The sequence below is a fragment of the Veillonella parvula genome (genome assembly GCF_048309325.1).
GTDB classification, from domain to species: Bacteria; Bacillota; Negativicutes; order Veillonellales; family Veillonellaceae; genus Veillonella; species Veillonella parvula_T.
The window spans coordinates 182,648-203,925 of record NZ_DBFBTX010000002.1; the positions used below are offsets into that span (position 1 = coordinate 182,648).

General features: G+C 39.0%; 26 protein-coding genes and 1 tRNA gene. 23 read left to right on the forward strand and 4 right to left on the reverse strand.

Going from position 1 to position 21,278, the window contains the following annotated elements; all coding sequences use genetic code 11:
• The first annotated feature begins 148 nt into the window (after positions 1-148).
• From ACMKPP_RS01225 to ACMKPP_RS01240, 4 genes are all read left to right on the forward strand, one after another.
• On the forward strand, positions 149-406 hold the full coding sequence (locus tag ACMKPP_RS01225; protein ID WP_295816737.1) for a hypothetical protein: 258 nt from the start codon (positions 149-151) through the stop codon (positions 404-406).
• A 265-nt stretch (positions 407-671) separates the two neighbouring features.
• Positions 672-1,277 (forward strand): MotA/TolQ/ExbB proton channel family protein, encoded by a 606-nt coding sequence (locus ACMKPP_RS01230; protein ID WP_012864958.1) that lies wholly within the window; start codon positions 672-674, stop codon positions 1,275-1,277.
• Positions 1,274-1,678 (forward strand): ExbD/TolR family protein, encoded by a 405-nt coding sequence (locus ACMKPP_RS01235; RefSeq protein ID WP_012864957.1) that lies wholly within the window; start codon positions 1,274-1,276, stop codon positions 1,676-1,678. The genes ACMKPP_RS01230 and ACMKPP_RS01235 overlap by 4 nt, the downstream gene beginning before the upstream one ends.
• 4 nt (positions 1,679-1,682) lie before the next feature.
• Positions 1,683-2,513 (forward strand): hypothetical protein, encoded by an 831-nt coding sequence (locus tag ACMKPP_RS01240; protein ID WP_418369190.1) that lies wholly within the window; start codon positions 1,683-1,685, stop codon positions 2,511-2,513.
• A gap of 67 nt (positions 2,514-2,580) precedes the next feature.
• Here ACMKPP_RS01240 and ACMKPP_RS01245 read toward each other — a convergent pair whose 3' ends face one another.
• Positions 2,581-2,991, reverse strand: a complete 411-nt coding sequence (locus ACMKPP_RS01245) for a CAAX protease (RefSeq protein ID WP_418369191.1) — start codon at positions 2,989-2,991, stop codon at positions 2,581-2,583.
• 429 nt (positions 2,992-3,420) lie between these two features.
• On the opposite strand from ACMKPP_RS01245, the gene purB reads away from it, so the two are divergent.
• From purB to ACMKPP_RS01290, 9 genes are all read left to right on the forward strand, one after another.
• Complete coding sequence (gene purB, locus ACMKPP_RS01250; protein WP_008714679.1) at positions 3,421-4,716, forward strand: adenylosuccinate lyase; 1,296 nt, start codon at positions 3,421-3,423, stop codon at positions 4,714-4,716.
• Positions 4,717-4,836: 120 nt separating this feature from the next.
• The gene (locus ACMKPP_RS01255) at positions 4,837-6,009 is read left to right on the forward strand and encodes an MFS transporter (RefSeq protein WP_004698296.1); all 1,173 of its coding nucleotides are present in this window, start codon (positions 4,837-4,839) and stop codon (positions 6,007-6,009) included.
• A gap of 273 nt (positions 6,010-6,282) precedes the next feature.
• Positions 6,283-6,636, forward strand: coding sequence for a type II toxin-antitoxin system RelE/ParE family toxin (locus ACMKPP_RS01260; RefSeq protein ID WP_255263897.1), 354 nt, complete (start codon positions 6,283-6,285; stop codon positions 6,634-6,636).
• A gap of 1 nt (position 6,637) precedes the next feature.
• On the forward strand, positions 6,638-6,910 hold the full coding sequence (locus ACMKPP_RS01265) for a helix-turn-helix domain-containing protein (RefSeq protein ID WP_004698285.1): 273 nt from the start codon (positions 6,638-6,640) through the stop codon (positions 6,908-6,910).
• 74 nt (positions 6,911-6,984) lie between these two features.
• On the forward strand, positions 6,985-8,268 hold the full coding sequence (locus ACMKPP_RS01270; RefSeq protein WP_008602060.1) for an adenylosuccinate synthase: 1,284 nt from the start codon (positions 6,985-6,987) through the stop codon (positions 8,266-8,268).
• A gap of 539 nt (positions 8,269-8,807) precedes the next feature.
• Positions 8,808-9,152: an ArsR/SmtB family transcription factor gene (locus tag ACMKPP_RS01275; protein WP_004694570.1), complete on the forward strand. Its 345-nt coding sequence runs from the start codon at positions 8,808-8,810 to the stop codon at positions 9,150-9,152.
• A 2-nt stretch (positions 9,153-9,154) separates the two neighbouring features.
• Positions 9,155-10,543, forward strand: coding sequence for a DNA polymerase IV (gene dinB, locus ACMKPP_RS01280; RefSeq protein ID WP_287510859.1), 1,389 nt, complete (start codon positions 9,155-9,157; stop codon positions 10,541-10,543).
• An 88-nt stretch (positions 10,544-10,631) separates the two neighbouring features.
• A complete protein-coding gene (locus ACMKPP_RS01285; protein WP_004694573.1) occupies positions 10,632-10,916 on the forward strand; it encodes a hypothetical protein in 285 nt (94 codons plus the stop codon).
• A 316-nt stretch (positions 10,917-11,232) separates the two neighbouring features.
• Complete coding sequence (locus ACMKPP_RS01290; RefSeq protein WP_058948287.1) at positions 11,233-12,696, forward strand: catalase; 1,464 nt, start codon at positions 11,233-11,235, stop codon at positions 12,694-12,696.
• A 153-nt stretch (positions 12,697-12,849) separates the two neighbouring features.
• Here the strand turns inward: ACMKPP_RS01290 and ACMKPP_RS01295 are convergent, their stop codons facing one another.
• Positions 12,850-13,731, reverse strand: a complete 882-nt coding sequence (locus ACMKPP_RS01295) for a hypothetical protein (protein ID WP_058948286.1) — start codon at positions 13,729-13,731, stop codon at positions 12,850-12,852.
• Positions 13,732-14,000: 269 nt separating this feature from the next.
• Here ACMKPP_RS01295 and ACMKPP_RS01300 point away from each other — a divergent pair, with 269 nt between their 5' ends.
• The 5 genes from ACMKPP_RS01300 (at position 14,001) to ACMKPP_RS01320 (ending at position 17,047) form a co-directional block, all read left to right on the forward strand.
• The gene (locus ACMKPP_RS01300; protein ID WP_058948285.1) at positions 14,001-15,008 is read left to right on the forward strand and encodes a 5'-nucleotidase, lipoprotein e(P4) family; all 1,008 of its coding nucleotides are present in this window, start codon (positions 14,001-14,003) and stop codon (positions 15,006-15,008) included.
• 48 nt (positions 15,009-15,056) lie between these two features.
• Positions 15,057-15,133 (forward strand) — tRNA-Arg (locus tag ACMKPP_RS01305).
• Positions 15,134-15,391: 258 nt separating this feature from the next.
• Positions 15,392-15,937 carry a hypothetical protein gene (locus ACMKPP_RS01310; RefSeq protein ID WP_058948284.1) on the forward strand — a complete coding sequence of 182 codons (546 nt, stop codon included), beginning with the start codon at positions 15,392-15,394 and terminating at the stop codon, positions 15,935-15,937.
• Between the two features lie 70 nt (positions 15,938-16,007).
• On the forward strand, positions 16,008-16,328 hold the full coding sequence (locus ACMKPP_RS01315) for a barstar family protein (RefSeq protein ID WP_287510862.1): 321 nt from the start codon (positions 16,008-16,010) through the stop codon (positions 16,326-16,328).
• Between the two features lie 131 nt (positions 16,329-16,459).
• The gene (locus tag ACMKPP_RS01320) at positions 16,460-17,047 is read left to right on the forward strand and encodes a hypothetical protein (RefSeq protein ID WP_058948283.1); all 588 of its coding nucleotides are present in this window, start codon (positions 16,460-16,462) and stop codon (positions 17,045-17,047) included.
• Positions 17,048-17,113: 66 nt separating this feature from the next.
• On the opposite strand, the gene ACMKPP_RS01325 is transcribed toward ACMKPP_RS01320, so the two are convergent.
• The gene (locus tag ACMKPP_RS01325) at positions 17,114-17,680 is read right to left on the reverse strand and encodes an NAD(P)H-dependent oxidoreductase (RefSeq protein ID WP_004694596.1); all 567 of its coding nucleotides are present in this window, start codon (positions 17,678-17,680) and stop codon (positions 17,114-17,116) included.
• 233 nt (positions 17,681-17,913) lie between these two features.
• On the opposite strand from ACMKPP_RS01325, the gene ACMKPP_RS01330 reads away from it, so the two are divergent.
• Positions 17,914-18,411, forward strand: a complete 498-nt coding sequence (locus ACMKPP_RS01330; RefSeq protein ID WP_058948282.1) for an ECF transporter S component — start codon at positions 17,914-17,916, stop codon at positions 18,409-18,411.
• Positions 18,412-18,900: 489 nt separating this feature from the next.
• On the opposite strand, the gene ACMKPP_RS01335 is transcribed toward ACMKPP_RS01330, so the two are convergent.
• Positions 18,901-19,278, reverse strand: a complete 378-nt coding sequence (locus ACMKPP_RS01335; RefSeq protein WP_058948281.1) for a carboxymuconolactone decarboxylase family protein — start codon at positions 19,276-19,278, stop codon at positions 18,901-18,903.
• Between the two features lie 66 nt (positions 19,279-19,344).
• Here ACMKPP_RS01335 and ACMKPP_RS01340 point away from each other — a divergent pair, with 66 nt between their 5' ends.
• The 4 genes from ACMKPP_RS01340 to ACMKPP_RS01355 all read left to right on the forward strand — a co-directional run bounded on the left by ACMKPP_RS01340 (position 19,345) and on the right by ACMKPP_RS01355 (position 21,198).
• Complete coding sequence (locus ACMKPP_RS01340; RefSeq protein ID WP_058948280.1) at positions 19,345-19,707, forward strand: MerR family transcriptional regulator; 363 nt, start codon at positions 19,345-19,347, stop codon at positions 19,705-19,707.
• 127 nt (positions 19,708-19,834) lie between these two features.
• Positions 19,835-20,179: a zinc ribbon domain-containing protein YjdM gene (locus ACMKPP_RS01345; RefSeq protein ID WP_004698208.1), complete on the forward strand. Its 345-nt coding sequence runs from the start codon at positions 19,835-19,837 to the stop codon at positions 20,177-20,179.
• A 100-nt stretch (positions 20,180-20,279) separates the two neighbouring features.
• The gene (locus ACMKPP_RS01350; protein WP_418369192.1) at positions 20,280-20,675 is read left to right on the forward strand and encodes a hypothetical protein; all 396 of its coding nucleotides are present in this window, start codon (positions 20,280-20,282) and stop codon (positions 20,673-20,675) included.
• A 10-nt stretch (positions 20,676-20,685) separates the two neighbouring features.
• Positions 20,686-21,198, forward strand: a complete 513-nt coding sequence (locus ACMKPP_RS01355) for a phosphatidylglycerophosphatase A family protein (RefSeq protein ID WP_024061508.1) — start codon at positions 20,686-20,688, stop codon at positions 21,196-21,198.
• Positions 21,199-21,278: the final 80 nt, after the last annotated feature.

Below are 21,278 nucleotides of genomic sequence, written 5' to 3' on the forward strand. Positions count from 1 at the left end.
TTTTTTCTCTGTCATAATAACTAGTTCTGATTAATTGTCTAATAAAAGATGATTAATATATAAGTTCATCTTTTTAAAATGCAAAAGTCAGTGTATAATTAAGTTATAATATTTATTTATCGTTTAATGTTACGAGAGGGGCATTCAAATGAACAAAAAATTATTATTACCTGTAGGTGTAGTTGTTCTAATTATTGGTATTGTGATTCTATTATTAAATCCAGATCCATCGGCGGCTAATTTGGAAATTGCGAGAAACGCTACAAATGCTCAAGCGGCAGCAAAGGCGATTTCTGAGAATAACCAATCTTACACATTGTGGTATTCTATCGGCATGTTCTGTAGCGGTTTAGGATTAGCTTTGTCAGTAGGTGGTTTTATAGTTGGCTTTATCAAAAAAGACTAATCTATTAAGGTAAGCGTAAAAGAAAGTGCAAAAGGCTGTACTAGAATGTATATCATTTCTAGTGCAGTCTTTTTGCATTTTAATTTTGTCCTGTCGGATTTAGCTAGCCTATGTCTATCTAGTGAATTAGTCTATGTGTATATTGCAAGTCATCCTATATCTATTTATGTTGTGGTTTTGCGCTCCCTATCTGTTTTAGAGGGGATAAAACGTGGTATAATTAACCCGGATAGAGCCTAAAGGTATGTGGCTTTTGGAGGTTAGTATGAGTAGTATAGCGCATTTATTTGCAGCTGGTGGATTTGTTATGTATCCGCTAGTGATTTTTTTACTGTTTACCTTGATGATTGGCATTGAACGTATCTTTTTATATCGGAAGTTTACAAAGGACTTGCGCCGTTTTAATAAGGTCTTAGAAAAGAACCAATCTTGGATTATGTTACCAAGTGTTTTGGAACGTGATACAGAGGAACTTGGTTCTTTATTTGCCCGTGCTATCCGCAGTGCAAAGAATTATAATGGCTTGGAAAACCGCCTTCAAGATGTAGTGTCGTACGCTGATGAACGTTTAAAACGAGGCCTTAGTTGGCTCAGTATGATTGTAACAATGGCTCCGTTGTTGGGCTTGTTGGGGACGGTCCTCGGCATGATTCGTGCGTTTGCTGTGGTAGGTGGCGATATTGGGGCCCCAACTATTATTACAGGTGGTGTTTCTGAGGCCTTAGTGGCAACGGCTACAGGTTTGACCGTGGCCATTATTGCGCTTGGCTTTCATAGTTACTGTGCGGCAAAGGTCAACGATTCTGTGGCGACATTAGAACATGAGTGCGGTAATATCCTTGATGCGTACAATGAGGAACATGATATATGAGACGACGCACATTAGGGGTTAAAAAAGAGCCTACCATCATGATTATTCCCATGATTGATATCGTATTTTTCTTACTCGTATTCTTCATGGTAGGCACGCTGTATATGAATACAGAGCAACAAATTCCGCTAAATTTACCATCTGCATCGACGTCTACGGCGAAGTCTATCGAACCTATCACCATTACCTTGACTACAACGCACACGCTATATATTGATAATCAGGAAATTTCTTCGGATCGTTTGGCGCAAGAGGTCAAATCTATCGTTACACAAGCTCCTCAACAAGCTTTTGTTATCCGGGCCTCAAAAGATGTGTATTATAACGAGGTTATTGAACTTTTGGATATGCTCAAGGTGAACGGTGCTAAATACATTAGCGTCGCTACGGAACGGAAGTGATTCCATGTTTGAATCACATTATCTGAAACCTTTTATTGTGTCTTTAGGCATTACAATCATGCTTATCTCTGGCATGGGGCTTTCCTTACGTGGTATCGTTGGAACAGGTGTGGCTTATGATGCAGCAGAGGTTAGCTTTCATCTGCCTGATGATAGTGAAAGTGATGCGGAAACTACCGCTATTGAGCCTACATCTAAGGATAAGCCATCGGTTGAACCTCCGACTCCGAAAGGGCCTGCGCCTAAGGCGGATCCTCTTGTAACGGAAAATACAGGTGATGAAAGCATTCACAATTTAAATGCCAATAAGACTACATCTAATGCTCGTCGCGAATGGGTCGTTCTAAAGGCCATAGAATCGGAAACAACTAATAATGAACAAGCTGTAGTTACGGGTGGAAAGGATTCTAAAGATGGTAAATTTTCTAAGCCTGACAATGCTCCTATGGGTAAGGATATAACATCTGATCCTAATGCCAATGGAAATGGCTTTGCCGAAGCTAGTGATTTATCCTTCCTATCTGATCTTGCTTGGGGGCTCCTAACGCCAGGGCAACAAGCGCTTTTACAAAAGTCGGATATCAACCCCCAAGAATATTTAAGAACTGTACAAGAACAGGGGAAGGGGTCAATCGTAACAGGTAGGGTTGTAGTGCGCGTTAACTTTGATGTTGATGGACATGTCATCGTGGGAGAACATACACCGCTCATCGCAGAAGATGTGCCGCAACCTGTAAAAGAGGAAGCAATGCGCATCGTTAAAAGCAGTGGTTCTATTATCAATCGAAGAGGGGAACCCGTATATCTAGCGGTTCCTGTTGTTTTAGGACAATAAAGAGGCATATCTTACATACATTAGTATGGGATATGCCTCTTTGTTATGGTTGTGAAAAAAGATTGTATTAATTTTGATTGGTAAGCATTGTTTTTGTAGAGTTGAAGACGGCTAGATATACGATGGCGCCACCGATGAATAATGTGACTTGCATAGGTGTGCTGAATTGATCAGCTCGCCACAATGCAAAAGCGTAGAAGAACATGGTAATCAACATGATGAGAAATGCGATGATAACGCGTACATTAGTGTGTACTGCTAAGGATGTAGTAATACGCGATTTATTCATCATTACGTAAATTAAAGATACTACGATGTCTGCCGTAAAGATGGAGCAGATAAAGTTGTAATCAAACTCGCCAAAAAGGACTACCGCCAAGCCGATAAAGCTGAGCATAAAGAATAGACGTAATAGAATACCTATAGTATTAGATTCGTTGCGCTGTGCGCGGCGTTCCTTACGATTTAAAGTTGCCATGAAAGCCTCCCCCATAGTAGAAATGTTTATTACTATTATCATAAAGCTCGTGTATAGATTGAGCAATTATTCGCAGTACATTTAGTCTGTATGTTTATTATATATCACAATGTATAGCTATGATATAGTATTAATTAATTTATTACTATATGACTATATGGGAAATTAGAGAGAGTATAGTTCAAGTTATTGTTATCTATGTTATCAATGGTATGATTGTGTTTGTTTTTTCTGTTTTAGACTCTGTAGTTCAATATGTACATCCTTTTTTCTAGGATTGAACAACTACGGTTTGACAACTAAAGCCGAACGATAAGTAAAATTAATATAATTATCATTCGGAAAATTTAGTTCCGTTCGTTGAATGGAGCTTTCACATATGGTACAATAATCCTATAAATCTAGCTTTTATCATGCAAAGGAGATATCATGATACCACGTTATACACGAGAAGAAATGGGCCATATTTGGAGCGAACGCAACGAATTCGACACAATGTTATTGGTGGAGACCCTCGCATCTGAGGCACAAGCTGAGTTGGGCGTTATTCCTAAAGAAGCGGCGAAAACAATTCGGGAAAAGGGCAATTTCGACGTTGAGCGCATTCATGAGATCGAAAAGGAAACGAATCATGATATCATTTCCTTCGTAACAGCAGTGGGCGAATACGTAGGTCCTGAAGCGGCTAAATACATCCATCTTGGTCTTACCTCTACAGATGTGAAAGATACGGCGCTTGGGTATATGATGAAACAAGCCTGTGATATCTTAATTGATGATTTAAAGCGTTTGCACGAAGTATTGCGTCGTCGTGCAGCTGAGTTCAAATACACACCTATGATTGGCCGTACCCACGGTATCCACGGCGAACCAACTACATTCGGCTTGAAATTGGCGTTGTGGATGGCAGAGGTAGAACGTGATATTGAACGCATGGAACATGCGCGTAAAAGCGTTGCCGTTGGTAAATTGTCTGGCGCTGTTGGTACATACTCCAATATCGATCCATTCGTAGAACAATATGTGTGTGAAAAATTAGGTCTTGAACCTGTTAAAATTGCTACACAAGTGGTGCAACGTGACCGTCACGCTGAATTGTTGTCCACTATTGCTGTTGTAGGCGGCACATTGGATAAAATCGCTTTAGAAATCCGTCACTTACAACGTACAGAGGTGCGCGAAGCAGAAGAATATTTTAGCCCTAAACAAAAGGGTTCCTCTGCGATGCCTCATAAACGCAACCCTATCACATGTGAAAGAATTTGCGGTATGGCTCGCTTACTTCGTGGCTATGCACAATCTGCTTACGAAGATCAAGCATTGTGGCATGAACGCGATATTTCTCATAGCTCTGTAGAACGAGTTATCTTGCCGGATGCGACAATCTCGTTAAATTATATGTTGCACCTAACAATCCGAACCATTGATAAATTGTTGGTATACCCTGAAACTATGCTTAAAAATCTTAACCTTACAGGGGGCCTCGTATTTAGCCAAACAATTTTGACACACCTTGTCGATAAAGGTGCGGTACGTGACGAAGCATATCGTTGGGTTCAAAAACATGCTATGGAACGCTGGCTTGAAGGCAAAGACTTTGCAACAGGTTTAAAAGCTGATGAAAACATTAAGAAGTACATGACTGATGAGGAAATCGATGCATGCTTTGACCCATATAAATTGCTAAGACATGTAGATACAATCATGGCTCGCTTTGGCCTATAATTGTAGGCGCTTTCCACATAACATATAAAATTAGGGTAGGTATAGACCAACCAGCCTATGGTACAATGGTACATGCAATAGGCGTTGGCTGTGCCTACCTGTTTTGTATTAGGAGGTTATATGAAACGTATCATAAGAAAGTACGGACCACCTATTTTTCACTGCATTAATGACTTTGGGCAAGGTTCATTAGCTGCGTTGATACCATTCTTTATTACTAACTTTGGACTTAATTATTATCAATCGGCGTTTATTATATTTTGTAACACCGTAGTTGCATCCATAGCTCAGCCTATTTTGGGCTATGTAGCAGATCGTTGGCGCGTGCCGTGGTTCATTCCTGTAGGCTTTTCGGTTACATTGGTATCCATTAGTGCTATAGCGATTGCTACGAGTTACGAAATGATTCTTGCTTTGTCGCTCTTGGCCGGGGTAGGGGCCGCATTATTCCATCCTGAGGCAGCTCTACTGGTAAATCGTACGCAATCTCATGAGCTTGGTAATGCTATGGGGCGCTTTGCAGTCGGTGGTAGCGCTGGCTTTGCACTTGGACCTCTCCTCGCTGGGGGTGTATATGTCTTTGGGGGACAATTCCTTTGGGTATTTACGATTATCGCGCTACTTGGCGTATTGCTATATCTCTATGCCTTTATGGGCGAGGGTGAAGCTGATACCGATGATACTGCTGATACTGTTGATACTGGTAACCGTGAAAGTCGTTCTAAGGTTCTTAGTACTGCTACAAATGATTGGGCGAGCTTTGGTAAGTTATTTTTTGTGATTGCCTCTCGATCTATACTCTTCTCTGTATTGGCTATTTTTATTCCTATTTTGTATATTACCGTTATTAATGGTGAAGCTAGTGCATCTAGTTTGGCCCTTACTGCGTACTTTGCGATGGGGGCCGTTCTTACCTATATGGGAGGGGCTTTATCTGATAGACTTGGATTTCTTAAAACTGTACGCTTAGGTAATCTGATTTTCTTGCCTTCTGTTTTAGTATTTATATTTGTGTCTAATATTTGGGGCTTCTTTGGTGCCATGATACCGATGGCCTTTGGTGTGTTCTCACAATACGGGCCAATTACGGTGTTAGGTCAAAAATACCTTGCTAAAAATGCGGGCTTTGCATCTGGTATTACGCTAGGCCTTGGCATTACCTTAGGTGGCCTTGTGGCACCTTATGTAGGACATCTAGCAGATATTTATGACGTACAAACGGCATTGATGACATTAATACCTGTAGGGTTGATAGGGCTCTTAATGAGCTTCTGGCTAAAAGAACCAAAATAACATCGCTGCAATAGGGTCATATTAAAGACATAATAGCATGTAAGTAGCAAAATCGTATAAAAGAACTAAAATAGAATATTTTGACTCGTTAAAATGTCAATAAATGGGAGGTGACCATTGGTCACCTCCCATTTGTTTACTTTAATAAACCAGTTATCTATATTGGATATAGTAAGACTTTAAATTTTTATATCTCTATATTTCTGTATCTTTACTGGATATATGTTTTAACATATAATTGAGGTAAAGATTTCTTCTAGTATTAGGAGGAATATGATGGATACGTTTTCTGTTGTTTTTTATGAAACTCTAAGTGGAGATAAACCAGCAAAAGTATTCTTAAATGAACTTTCAGATAAGCAGCGAGCTAAAACAATTCGAGATCTAAAGATACTCGAATTATATGGCAATCGTTTGAGAGAGCCTCAGTCTAAATATTTAGAAGAGGGCATTTATGAGTTGCGTACAAAACAAGGTTCAAATATTTCTAGGATATTATATTTCTTTTTTGTGGGAAAATGCATTGTTTTGACGAATGGTTTTGTTAAAAAATCTATGAAAACGCCTAAGGATGCAATTACATTGGCTGTTAAGTATAAAAAGGATTATATTGAGAGGTATAGATAATATGGAAACGTTAGATCAATATTTAGAAAAGCAATTAAAAAATCCGAAGTTTAAAAAAGAGTGGGATGCGTTAGATGATGAATATCAAATCATTCAGAATATTGTAGAGGCTCGCCTTGCAGCTCATATGACGCAAATGCAATTATCTGAATTAACTGGTATTACACAATCCGATATTAGCAAGATTGAAAATGGAAATGGAAATCCATCTTTGAAAACATTGCAGAAGATAGCTCGTGCTTTTGGGAAGAAACTAAAGATTGAATTTGTATAAATACTTTCACAGAATCCGAACATTGTTGTATAATGATATTGAATTATTTAGACTTTCATATGGAGGATATAGATATGGCAACTAGTATGGTTATCGGCACTCAATGGGGTGACGAGGGGAAAGGTAAAATTGTTGACTGGATCGCAGAACGTGCGGATGTTGTGGTGCGCAGTCAAGGTGGTAATAACGCGGGTCATACTGTTGTAGTTGATGATAAAGCGTTTGCACTTCGCCTTTTACCAAGTGGTATCTTATACGATAACAAACAAAATATCGTGGGTACTGGTGTTGTTATCGACCCTAAAGTTCTGCTACAAGAAATTGAAGGTCTTGAAAAGCAAGGCAGATCTGCTAAATCCCTTCAAGTTTCCAATCGTGCACATGTAATCATGCCATACCATATCGCTCTAGATACTGCGGAAGAAGCATCTAAAGGGGATGCTAAAATCGGTACTACTAAAAATGGTATTGGTCCTTGCTACGCTGATAAAATCAATCGTATCGGTATCCGTATCTGCGATTTGTATGATATGGAAACATTCAAACAAAAATTAGCGTACAATGTAGAGTTCAAAAATAAAATGCTTACTAAGGTATACGATGCTGAACCTGTTAGCTACGATGAAATCTTAGCGGATTACATCAAATACGCTGAAGCCTTGAAACCTTATGTAACAGATACTAATGCGGCTGTTCTTAAAGCTGTAAAAGAGGATAAAAAGGTATTATTCGAAGGTGCTCAAGCTACTATGCTCGACCTTGATCATGGTACCTATCCATTCGTAACATCCTCTCATCCAATCGCAGGTGGTGCTTCCACGGGCGCTGGTGTGGGTCCTAACTACTTGAAAAACATCTTTGGTGTTGTAAAAGCGTATGCTACACGTGTTGGTGCAGGGCCATTCCCTACAGAGCTTCTTAACGAAACTGGTGATAATCTCCGTGAACTTGGTCATGAGTTCGGTACTGTAACGGGTCGTCCTCGTCGTTGTGGTTGGTTAGACCTCATGGTTGTAAAATACGCAGCAGGTCTTAACAGCCTTGATTACTTAGCTATTACACGTTTGGATATTCTTGATACCTTTAAAGAATTGAAGATCTGTGTAGGTTACAAATTGAATGGTAAAGACGTAGAAGGGTTCCCAGCTAACTTAAAAGATCTTGAAGCTTGTGAAGCAGTTTACGAAACATTGCCAGGTTGGGAAACTGATATTTCTGGTATCCGTGAATATGATAAATTGCCTGAAAATGCTCGCAAATATGTAGAACGTATTGCAGAAGTAACAGGCGTGCCTTTAGGCATTGTATCTGTTGGTCCTAACCGTAGCCAAACTATCGATTTAGTAAATGTATTCTAAGCTATACTAATTTGATATAATAGAAAATTTGCATTTGGTAGCATTGATAGAGTGTTATATATTTTAACATTTCTTGCTATGCAATCGATTTATAGAATTATACAGATTAGACCCCTCACAGAGGGGTCTTTTGTATTGAATGGATGTAGAATACAAACGTGGATCCTCTATATCTAATCCTTTAGGTTGCTACAGTAGTGCGGTATATCGAAGTATGCTTTATAGTTATTAAAGCGTGAGCATATCGAAAAATATATAACGAATAATAGAGCGTAATTGTTATATATACAGAAAAATGTATACTCAGATAAATCTATAAAATGAAAATTTGTTTAAAATATTCATTTTATACAAATAGCTACGTGCTTAAATTAGTTTATAATGAGGCGAAATTTACTTATCTATAATTTTTTTGTATTCATAATAAATTATTAAGATACAAATATAAAGAAAAAAATAGATTTACATTAAGAAATAGTATATAATAGTACCAAGAAGTAGATTGATATTTTTTGATAAGGATCTGAGGAGTTAAAGATATGGTTGAAGTTTCTTACGAACGTTTAGCGACGATTTTTAAGGCATTAAGCGATGAAACAAGATTACACATCATCGATATGTTGTCTTGCAATGAATTATGTGCAGCCGATATTTTAGCGAGCTTCAATTTGTCTCAATCTACGTTGAGTTACCACATGAAAATCTTAATTGATGCAGGTGTAGTTAACTCTCAACGTAATGGTTTATGGACGCGTTACTCCATTAATGAAGCTACATTTGCGGATATTTTAGATATTCTCCCTCAATTATACAAAACTAAAGATGAGTGCATTTGCGCGCAAATTAAATACTGCCGCATTTCTGAGCACGAAAAAGAAGCGTAACAATGAGACGTTGGATTATGCATGTTGATATGGATGCATTCTTCGCGTCCATAGAACAACTGGATCATCCAGAGTATAAAGGCCACCCCGTAATCGTGGGTGGTCTTTCTTCACGTGGTGTCGTAGCTACCTGTTCCTATGAGGCCCGAAAATTTGGTGTTCACTCTGCGATGCCAATCTCGAGGGCTAAGAAACTCTGTCCTGATGGGATTTATGTATATCCTCGAATGGATCGCTATAAAGAGGTGTCGAACCAAATTTTTTCCATTATGAAAGAATTCACCCCTTATATTGAGCCTTTATCTATTGATGAAGCCTTTCTTGAAGTGAGTGGCATGTCTACCATGTATAGTGGCCCTAAAGCGCTAGGGCGAGCCATTAAAGATCGTGTATTCGAGAAAACAGGACTTATTATCTCTGCAGGCTTAGCACCCAATAAATTTCTTGCTAAATTGGCTTCTGATTTAGATAAACCCGATGGTCTTGTAGTCATCCCATACGGTCGTGAAAAAGAGGTGTTGGCTCCTTTGCCTATTAAACGTATTTGGGGTGTTGGTCCTCGGACAGAGAAAATTTTGAAAGCCGGTGGCTTTCACCTGATGCGTCATATTCAGTCTTTGCCTGATGAAAGCAGTTTAATTCCTCTCGTGGGGAATCAGGCAAAGCGCATATGGGAGCTGGCGAATGGTATCGACGATAGACCTGTTGAAACAGAACGCAAGATACAATCAATTGGAGTGGAGGAAACCTACGAAGAAGATCTCACAGAGGGCCGTGCTATTGAATTAGAGTTTAGGTACTTTGCGAACCGTCTATCGAAACGGCTTAGAAGGCGTAGCCTTCATGGACACACTGTATCTATTAAGGTGCGCTACGATGATTTCACTACCGTATCAAGACAAAAACGTTTAGATACACCATCAGACCAGGAACATGTATTTTTCGAAACAGCATTGATTCTGTGGAATAAATTGATGCAGGATAAGACGAGTAAGCGGCCTAAAGAGTCTAAGAAAGATACGGAACCGTTAGGGGCCACTACAAAGGTAAAGTCTACGAATTTTAAATGTAGTAGTTTTAAAGGGATTACCTGTATGGATCCGCCTGGCCCTATACGACTATTAGGTCTTACTGTGAGTGGTCTCGATGAGGAGGTTCCTATGCAGGATAGTCTCTTTGATTCCCCACAGGATGAAACAGAGGATAAGCTTGCTAGCGTGTTAGACTCCTTAGAGTCTAAATTTGGTGAGACTGCTGTTATGAGTGGTGCATTATGGCAGCGCTTTCACGGAGACAATGGAATACGTAGGAAACGGTCAGAGTTGAAAGCGGCCGTGGATGCAGAGGCATCTATTGAAGAACCTAAAAAGATCGTCAAAAAGGACTTATAAAGTTTATATTGAATACTTTCGCTAATATAATTGTTCATGTTACAATATGGGTGTAGTGTTAATAAATTACCGCAAGAGAGGTATAGATATGAGTTTATTTCGTGTGGCCATCCATTATGGCGTAAACAGCAATGGTTTCTTGTCTTATGATACAGAAACAAAAACAGTGTCCGTAGATTTACCTGAACAAGAGTGGGTTGATAAGGTAATCGCTTACTTAAATAATGAACATGCTATTGAGCATGCTACAGGTCTTGATACGTATGAACGGTTGACCGTAAAACCATTAGAATCTTTGGATAACCTTAAGTTAGCTTTAACACGCATGTGGGAAGCAATCGACGTACAAGTTGACTGGAGTCGTCCAGCATAAATTGAATGAAAACACCTTGTGATCTACAAGTTAGTAGAAACAAGGTGTTTTTTGTTTTGCGTATTTTTGTAGGTATATCTTAATAGGTTTTAAATATATAGCATTGAAATTCTCATTTTAAAATTATAAATGATATCGTGTATACAAGATTTGTAAAAGTTTAGGGTTGTTATGTTAAAAAATTTGTGATATTCTAATTACATATTAATGGATAATAATTATCCATTAATAATTTTTATCGTAATTAAGATGTATGATTTAAAAATTATGTAAAGTAAATTACTTTCATTTTGATCTCTAAGTAGGAGTTTGTAACATGAATAATGAAAAGAAACTAACAACAGCCTTTGGTGCTCCCGTACCAGATAATCGCAACTCTGCTACAGCAGGTAAACGTGGTCCTGTATTGATGCAAGATGTTTGGCTCATGGAGAAATTAGCTCATTTTGAGCGCGAAGTGATTCCTGAACGCCGTATGCATGCTAAAGGATCCGGTGCATTTGGTACTTTCACAGTAACCAATGACATTACAAAATATACGAAAGCAAAAATTTTCTCTGAAGTAGGCAAGCAAACACCGTTATTTGTGCGTTTCTCCACAGTTGCCGGGGAGCGTGGTGCGGCCGATGCAGAACGCGATATTCGTGGCTTTGCCGTAAAATTCTATACGGAAGAAGGGAACTGGGACCTCGTAGGTAACAATACACCTGTATTCTTTATTCGCGATCCATTGCAATTCCCTGATTTGAACCGCGCTGTAAAACGGAATCCGAAAACAAATCTTCGCGATGCGACAGCAAACTGGGATTTCTGGACTAGCTTGCCAGAGGCGATCCACCAAGTAACAATCGTCATGAGTGACCGTGGTATTCCTAAATCCTACCGCACAATGCATGGTTTCGGCAGTCATACATACAGTCTTATCAACGAAAACGATGAGCGCGTATGGGTTAAATTCCATTGGGTTTGCCAACAGCCGATTGAAAATCTTTCCGATGCTGAGGCGGCTAATGTGGTGGCGAGTGACCGTGAAAGTCACCAACGTGACCTCTTTGAGGCTATTGAAAGAGGCGATTTCCCTAAATGGAAATTATGCATCCAAGTGATGACGGAAGAACAAGCTAACAATATGCCATACAATCCATTCGATTTAACAAAAGTATGGTATCATGACGAATTCCCATTGATCGAAGTCGGTGTGATGGAACTTAACCGTAACCCAGAAAATTATTTCCAAGATGTAGAACAAGCTGCATTTGCACCAACAACTATCATTCCAGGTGTATCCTTCTCTCCTGATAGAATGCTTCAAGGTCGCTTGTTCTCTTATGCCGATGCGCAACGCTATCGTCTAGGGGCAAATTATTATCAAATCCCTGTTAATGCCGCTAAATGCCCTGTAAATATCTATCATCGCGATGGTCAAGGTCGTATAGATGGAAACCATGGGTCAACAATTGGCTACGCACCAAATAGCTTTGGTGAATGGGCTGAACAACCAGAATTCAAAAATCCTCCTCTCGATGTATCTGGTCCAGCTTACCAATATGATTTCTATGAAGACGACTCTGACTTCTTCACACAACCAGGTAAATTATTCCGCCTCATGAGCCCTGAACAACAACAAGTTTTGTTTGAAAATACCGCAGCGGCTATGAATGGTGTACCTGATTTCATCAAAGAACGTCATGCAAAACATTGCTATCAATGTGATCCTGCTTATGGTGAAGGCGTTGCTAAAGCCTTGGGCATGAACATCGATTTTAGCGATGTAAAATAAGACTAACGATACTATTTAAACAATATTAAAATAGTTTATCTACACAATACTAACGCGATAAAAGAACTTCCTTAAACTAACACGAAGCCCCTCCTTGCTATGTAGTTCATAGTAAGGAGGGGCTTTTGTTGTGGAGAGTGTATTTTAATATTACTAATCAAATTTTTTACTTGTTAGGTCTTGATACATAAGCTTAGCAATTTCATATTGTGAATCACCCGGTTGTAGCTGGTGTGTCGGTAGTTTAAATACGGTTTCAGCTATTTCACTTTTCTTGATATTGATGCCTTTTACATCTTCAGAACGACTTATGGAAATCGTATGTGTTGTTGGATTTATGAAGTACGCATTTACATCGATGCTGAAAGCTTTGTTTTCGTCTTTTCTCATGATTGTACGTAGAATCATGGCTGAAATAGCCGTAGTACCATCTTTTTCACCTAATAGCTGCTTAGATGTATAGTCCACATAATCTGCATAGACATAAATATCGCCGGGTTTGGCCTTGTCATAATCTTGTGTGTAGGCCTCTACTAAACGCAAATCGAGTTGTCTCCCAAATGGTTGAGAGAACATTTCGCTTTGTAATGCTCGTGTTTCATTAACAGGTGGATACATAGGTATTGCTTTTAAACCTTTTAGCATATCTGCGCGAGTTTCATTTTTCCGTTTCGCACGACGTTTCGCACTGACCTTGTCTAAGCGTTCACGCTCCTTTAACATGGCCTTTTCTTGTTCTTCTTTAGTTTTGTAGGTCTTTACGGATACAACACGGTTACCGGTCATAGTGACTGTCGAATAGACGGGCTTATCTTTAGTAGGCTTTCCCTTAGAAGCAGCAAGAGTAGATTGGACCATAGCCGGTGTTGCACTTTCGATAGATTTTTTTAGCTCTGGAAGATTGGAGTAATCCATATCAACTATAGCAGTATCTGTGTTTTCGGTAGATTGCACAGGGGCAGCTGCATATGCAGATGATATAGCTAATACAGCTAATAGTGAACTGACAATAATTGATCGTTTACATAGTTTCATTACATATACCTCTCTTTAGTAAGAAATCTCTAATACCATCAATAGCTGTATTATAGCATAGTTTTTGCATAGATAGATTTAAAACCGTACTTATTAACTCCTAAAAGAGCCTAAGCAACTACCTGAATCGAATCGATTTATGGTATGGTGCATAGGCTCTTTTTTACTTTCAGAAATATACAAATTTTAATAGGATTTTAGTATAACTATGTAGAATTATATGATGTGTTGAATTTGCACGAAATGTTACATGTGAATAGGAGGCAGTTATGAAATCTAGTAGTTTGGCATGGTATGTGGCGGTGGCTTGTATTGGAGGAAGCCTTTGTATTGGATCTGTAGTACAGGCGAATTCTCCTGCGACGGTGAAAGCAAATAACTCTGCTCCCGCAGCTATTGTAACGCAGGCTCAACCAGCTCAGCCTGTTACTGTTACAGCAGTTAAGAATGATGGAGTTAGTGCTACAGCAAATCATACAGTAACTAATAATGTAGTAGCTAATAATGTAGTAGCTAATGATGTAGTGGCACAGGAAGCCCTCAAGCAAAAGCAACAGTACCAAGCCGAAACTGAAACGATGGGCTTGCTATGGATGCGCACCTCTGCAGAGTACAGAGCGTTGGCGTATCAAGGGTACAATGTGGCAATGAATGCCGTTAAGATGGCCGTTACTGATCCATCTCATCAAAGAAAACCTTTAGCTATCGTTCTTGATGCGGACGAAACCGTAGTGGACAATACCAAGTTGATGGGTGAAAGTATAGCAAACGGTAATGGTCGTTTTGATGCTCCTTGGTGGCGTCAAGCCGTGCATCAAGGAAAATCGCAAGCCATGCCTGGAGCCGTTGAATTTTTAAATGAAGTTCATAAACAAGGGGTAGAAATCTTCTATGTTTCAAATCGCTACGCACCTGTAAACCTTGACGTAACGATACAGAATTTTAAAGAACTAGGATTCCCATCTGTCGATAAAGACCATGTACTACTATTCGAAAAAGACTCTGATAAACAACCTCGCTTTGATATGATTGCTAAAAAATATTATGTCGTTGTATACATGGGCGATAACGCCGGTGATTTCCCTATTGGCACAAAAGGCAAGACACTAGCTGAAAGAAATGCCATCATCGACAATCATAAAGAGGACTTTGGTACTACTTTTGTCGTATTTCCAAACCCTGCTTACGGATCCTGGGTAAGTGCACTAGCGAAAGGCTACCAAAACCTAAGCCCAGAAGAACAAAAACAAGTGAATAACCAATACCTACAACAATAAGGATGTCTTGCGTATACTTTATTAAAAACGATATAATAAAGTATACATGCGTCTATAGCTCAACCGGAGAGAGCGTCAGTTTCCTAAACTGTAGGTTGGGGGTTCGATTCCCTCTAGGCGCACCATAAAAATAGATATCTATTTCTTTCTTATAATAGAAAAGTAGAAATAGCCTGGTAGATAAGCCAATTTTCTGATTTGGCTACAATTAAGGAGGTTACTTGAATTAAGTAATCTCCTTTTTTTAGCAACGTAAGACAATAGTATGATATTTATTGGTATTATTTTTTAGAATTATATGGTGTGTTAGTAATAATAACAGCTTCTATTAATGGAATGATTATAGTAGTACCGTGAGGATATATTAGTTAAGGGGGAATAGTATGTTTGTGAATATAGAAACTTTTGATTGGGGGCTTATTATAGCAATATCTAGTTTTTTTATTTCGCTTTTTGGTTTGTATAATAGTTGGAGGGCTCGTACAAATACTGAAAAGTTTTGGAGAAGAGAACAGTACTATAAATCGCTTAGTGAAGCCGTTAAAATAGAACCTGCTATTGAGCGTGGGGGACAACAAGAGTTAGGAGAGTCTTTTGTTGTGATTAATAATAAATCTGATTTTAAGGTATATGATGTTATTATTCTTCAGGGATTAAATAATATGGATTTATTTAATGGTGAATGTATTTCTAAAGTTTGTTATGTTAGAGAGATACGGGGGCATTATATAGAATACTTTACTATGAAACATAGAGGCTTAGGAATGTCTAAATTTCTAGTGATAGGTGTATTCTTTAGAGACTTTCAAGGGAAAGAATGGTTTAGAGATAGTTATGGTGTAACAAGGAGTGGAGAAGGTTATAAAGAGCGGTTGTCTAAGTTAAAGTTAATTTATCCACCATATCCTTATAAAATTGATGATAAATAAAATTTTTACGATATGATTTATATTGAACTTTTATATATCTATAAAAAGATAAAAGGAGAGGATGAATTAATTGGAGATTGTAGAGGCGATAGCAAGACAAGTGTTTACTATTGATGGTCGAAAATTTTCTAATATAAAAGGGTTCTATCAAGAAGTAGAGGCTGTGTTTACAGATGGTTTAGGCTGGCATATCGGAGATAATCTAGATGCTTTCAACGATGTACTCCGAGGTGGTTTTGGTCGCCATGAATATGGTGAGCCTATCCATATTCGGTGGATTTCCTATGATAAAAGCATTAGAAATTTAGGGAGAGAAATAATGGCTGAGATTGAAGAAATCATCTTAGATACAGATAATAGTGGACATGATTGTACACTAGAGAAACTCTAAATATAGGGTATTGTATATAAGTCTAGATAGGTAAACTTCATTTCTTCATTTTATAGATACCTATGAATTGGTAAAATAGAGTGGTCATACATAATTATTGTTAAAGGGCATAGATACAAGGAGTAGATATAATGAATACAGTGACTCAAAGATACATGGAAACTGTGCAGATCAGTGATATACCGTGGCATCGTTTGACGACAGCTTACGGTCGTGCCACAGATTTTCCTGGGGAACTAGATGCTTTATGGGCTATGGAGAGTGTTGATGCGGTTGATGAGGCTGGTAAGAAAATAGCCTTAAATATTGAACATCAATCGACTTTATGGCATTCTACGCCGTTTGCATTAATTTTTTTATTGCGTACTTTCAAAAAAGCCGTTGAAGCGCAAGGTCAAAATGAAGTGGCTCGTTATTTAGCAGAAGCATTAGTAGAGTTGTTTATTGTCATTGCTGAAAGTATTAGAGATAGCCTTGTGCTGGAACATGCGGATCCATTACCAAATTTTGTGGATATGCTCGATGAAGAATACCTTTGGTCTGAAGTATACGATGAAGATGAAGATATGATTCGGTATGAGGAAGATGAGGTGTTTCCAGATGACCTATACTTTAGCTTCTACTACTATTCACTTCAAGTGCTTTTACTATGTAAACCATTATTAAATCAAACTAAAGAGCGAGAGGCTATTTTGTTAGAATTGTTTAATGGAATTTAGGAATAGATTGCTACGTTGAAGTATGACTCCATATTAGGATACCCAGAATTATACGAATAATAAATTTTATATACTTCCGGCGATATTAGCGATTTTGTCTAAGAAGCGCCGGCGTTTTTCGTCTGAGCTGTTTTCTGTGCCAGCCAACTGGGTATGTGTAACCGGTTTAATGCCACAGGATTTCAGAACTTGATTTTTTAACACCTTGCCATAGTCCTGAATAAACGGCGTCAAAAAGGCGGGAGTATTGTGGGTGGTGATGATCCAGGCGGATTTTCCCTGTAAATGACCTATAAGCCCTCGTTTTCCGTATGAATAGGCAAAGCCCGCTGTAAACACGCGATCGATAAAGCCTTTGAGCATTGCCGGCATACCACTCCACCAAATTGGGTAGATAAAGATGAAATGGTCTGCCCAAGTAATTAAGTTGCGATACTTTTCCATGTCCGGCACAGTGCTTAAATCTCGACGTTTGTGCGTGTCATCAAATCGCAATATAGGATCGAACTGCTCCTCATATAAATCCAAGGTGTTCACATTGTGGTCTTTTGAAAGATTCTGTTGCACTACTTTCAGAATAGCGTCATTAAAACTTTGATGATTAGGATAGGTGTAAATGATTAAAATATTCATGGCTAGTTCCTTTCTATTTAATCATCGTCAGGTTGAAGCAATTTGTATAGTAAAATGGTATCTATATTAAGTTAAAGTCTAGTGAAGAGTATTTATTCTGAAAGTAAATGACAATAGAATTTGCTAAGGAAGTATTGTTAATTTCTTTTATTTGCAGGTGTTACTATAAAGGTATATAGTATAGACATGTGATGGATATAGTCACATGTCTATTTTTTTATAAGGAGGACGCTATGCAACACGTTCAAACCCGCAGTACTACATCTATGTTAGTACTCACAGCCGTATTGATTGCCCTCGCTACATTGCTTACAATGTATACGAAAATTCCAGTACCTGGCATTCGCGGCTATTTCAATGTAGGAGATGTCGTTATTATGACGTCAGCTCTATTATTAGGTCGAAAATATGGCGCCTATATTGGTGCTCTCGGCCCGGCGCTAGCCGATTTATTTCTCGGCTATGTAGTCTTTGTACCCATCACCTTCGTGGTGAAAGGCCTTGAAGGCTATCTTGTCGGTACTGTCTATAAGAATAAGACAACTACCTCTGCCTTGGTAGCAACTATCGTAGGCGGTATTGTTATCGTAGCCGGCTACTTTATCGCTGAATACTTTGTATTCGACCCAGGCGTAGCCATTGCAAGTATTTTAACTAATACTATTCAAGCTGTTATGAGCGTTATTATTAGCATGATACTCTATGCGATCTTGTGTAAACGACTTGGATAGTAAATAGGGAGACTCTATCAAGAGTCTCCCTTTGTTAGTTATAAATAGACTAATATTTATTAATAGATTTATTATTGCATAGAACATAAGTTCGGTTTATAATAAACGTAAGATAGTCGAACGAGGTTGGGTCACCCTTTTTCTTTGAAGGGGGTGAAAGCCTATGAATGCTTATGAAGTCATTATGATTGTCCTCGGGATCTTAACTGTCGTTATTTCCTTTGGCGCATTGATAGTGCTGATTTGTCGTAATAACGACAAATAGCCTTTCGTTACCAACTGGTAGCTGAAAACGAAAGGCCATTTCTGCATGTCTTATAATGTTTTGGGATGAGCCTGACGGAACCACTCGTCGACTATCTCTTTATTACATTATAATGAGATTGGCGTATATCGTCAATCTGGATGTGTCGTGTAATGTACATAATATAATAGTGTTGTTGAGAGGGCCCGTCGGGGTCCTCTATTTTTGTTGTCGTCGTTCCTTAATTACAGTACGTTTCGCTCTTCAAAGACTGCTTTCACCGTAAACAGTGCGTTCAGCACGCGTGGAAATCCTGCATAGGGGATGCAGTGGGTGCAGACTTCTACGATTTGCTCGGGCGCGATACCGACATTGAGTGCCGCGTTGGTATGTACTTTCAGCTGAGCCTCGCAACCGCCCAGCGTTAACAGGGATGCGAGCGTAATCAGTTCCCGTTCCTTGAAATCCAGGTTGGGACGCGTGTAGATGTCGCCGAATAGCTCGACCAATAAATCGGCTATGGCCGGTGAAATCTCTTGAATTGTGTTATACACCTCCTCGCCGTGCATCCCGTCAATCTGTTTCAATGTGTTCATACCGATGTTAAAACGTGTTTCTTTCATAATTATTACCTCCATCTAGACGTATGATATATGCTCGAGTATACTTGAGGTCAAGGTGGTGAAAGTATGAAAATCGGTGAATTTTCAAAATTGGTAGGGCTGTCCATTTCTACATTGCGATATTATGAGGATCAGGGGTTCCTTCACATCGAGCGACAGAACGGCATTCGCAATTACCATGCGGAGGACGTGGGCTTTGTACAGTTTATTAAACGCTTGAAAGACATGGGAATGCCGCTTGCGAACATCAAGCGATATGCGGACTTGCGGTATGCCGGAGCTCATACGGCCCGTAAAAGAATGACACTGTTGCAGGAACACTATCGATTTATTGAGGCCGAAATCAAACGATTGGAAGGCTATAAGAATAATCTTGAAGATAAGTTGGAGTTGTATGAAACTTTGGTAAAGAAAAATGAGATTGAGTAGGTTTTTATTGTAGACATTATATAGCCATCGTATCAATATGGAGCTAATGGTCATCATATCAATATAGAGCTTGGTTTCCAAGGTATGATATAATACTTTCATTATGTAATAAACAAAGGAGATTTAAATGGCAAATTTACCTAACTGCCCTAAGTGTGGCGACGAGTACACATACGAAGATGGGCATATGTTTATCTGCCCTATGTGTGGCAACGAATGGACAGCGGCCGATGCGCAAGCTGCAGCTGAAGCGGGTATTATTCGCGATGCTAACGGCAACGAACTAGCTGATGGCGATACAGTGGTTGTTGTAAAAGACCTCAAAGTAAAAGGCGCGGGCGTATTGAAACAAGGTACGCGCGTAAAAAATATTCGCCTCATCACCGATGCAAGCGATGGTCACGATATCGATTGTAAAATTGATGGCTTCGGTGCGATGGCATTGAAATCCGAAATGGTTAAGAAAATCTAATCTAAGAAATCCCTACCGATAAAAATTCGGTAGGGATTTTTTCGTGGTATAATCAACTTATAATGCATATAGTATGAGAGTTTTTAGATGAGAGGAAACTATGTTTAACCGTGTTATATTGTTGGCACTATTAGTGTCTGCAATGAGTCCTATTAGTTCTATGGCTGCAGATATAAAGCCTGCGGACAAGCGTAATTATGAATTACAACAACAAATTTCTTATAACGTGATTATTCCACCAGAGGCTTTTGAAACGAGTGCAGATGGAACATTAATCGTTCCTATAGAGATTAAGACGGACGATAAGGGTAATATTGTAGCTGTTGAAGCAGGTCCTAATAATTGGAAACTAGATCGTGAAGCGTACCCTATCTTTGAGGAGGCTGCTAAAGAAGCGGCTTGGAATACTAAACATGTTGATACTGATGAAGCGCTTGTTGTAACGATTCCCGTTAGTATTGTCATGCTACCTGATACTAATTCTAAGAAACGATAAAGGAGGGCTTATGGAAACTACGAAAGATTTAGAGAAATATACTTATGATCTTCTCGCTGAGCGTGGTGTCACATTAGATGACATTGCAGAGCTTGTTTTTTACGTACAAAAACCGTATATGCCGAATTTAAAACTAGAAGAGTGTCGCACAAGTGTGGCTTCTGTACTATCTAAACGCGAGGTGCATAATGCGATTATTACGGGTGTAGAGCTTGATAAGTTAACGGAGCAGAATAAATTATCTCAGCCATTGCAACGTATTGTTGCTAATGATGAAAGCCTGTATGGGATTGATGAAATTTTAGCCTTTTCCATCGTTAATTTATATGGGTCCATTGGCTTTACAAACTATGGCTATTTAGACAAGGTGAAGCCAGGTATCATCAAAAAACTAGATAGCGAAGAAGGGGGACGCTGTAATACATTCCTCGATGATTTAGTAGGTGCTGTAGCGGCAGCAGCGGCAGGAAAATTGGCACATAATGAACCAAATCGCGTGCAACATGCTATAGCAGAAGAATAGAAGTCCGTCATATATCTACTTGTCGATAAAGTATGAGGTGGGCTTCGATGACTCATTGATAACACTTTCACAATAACTTG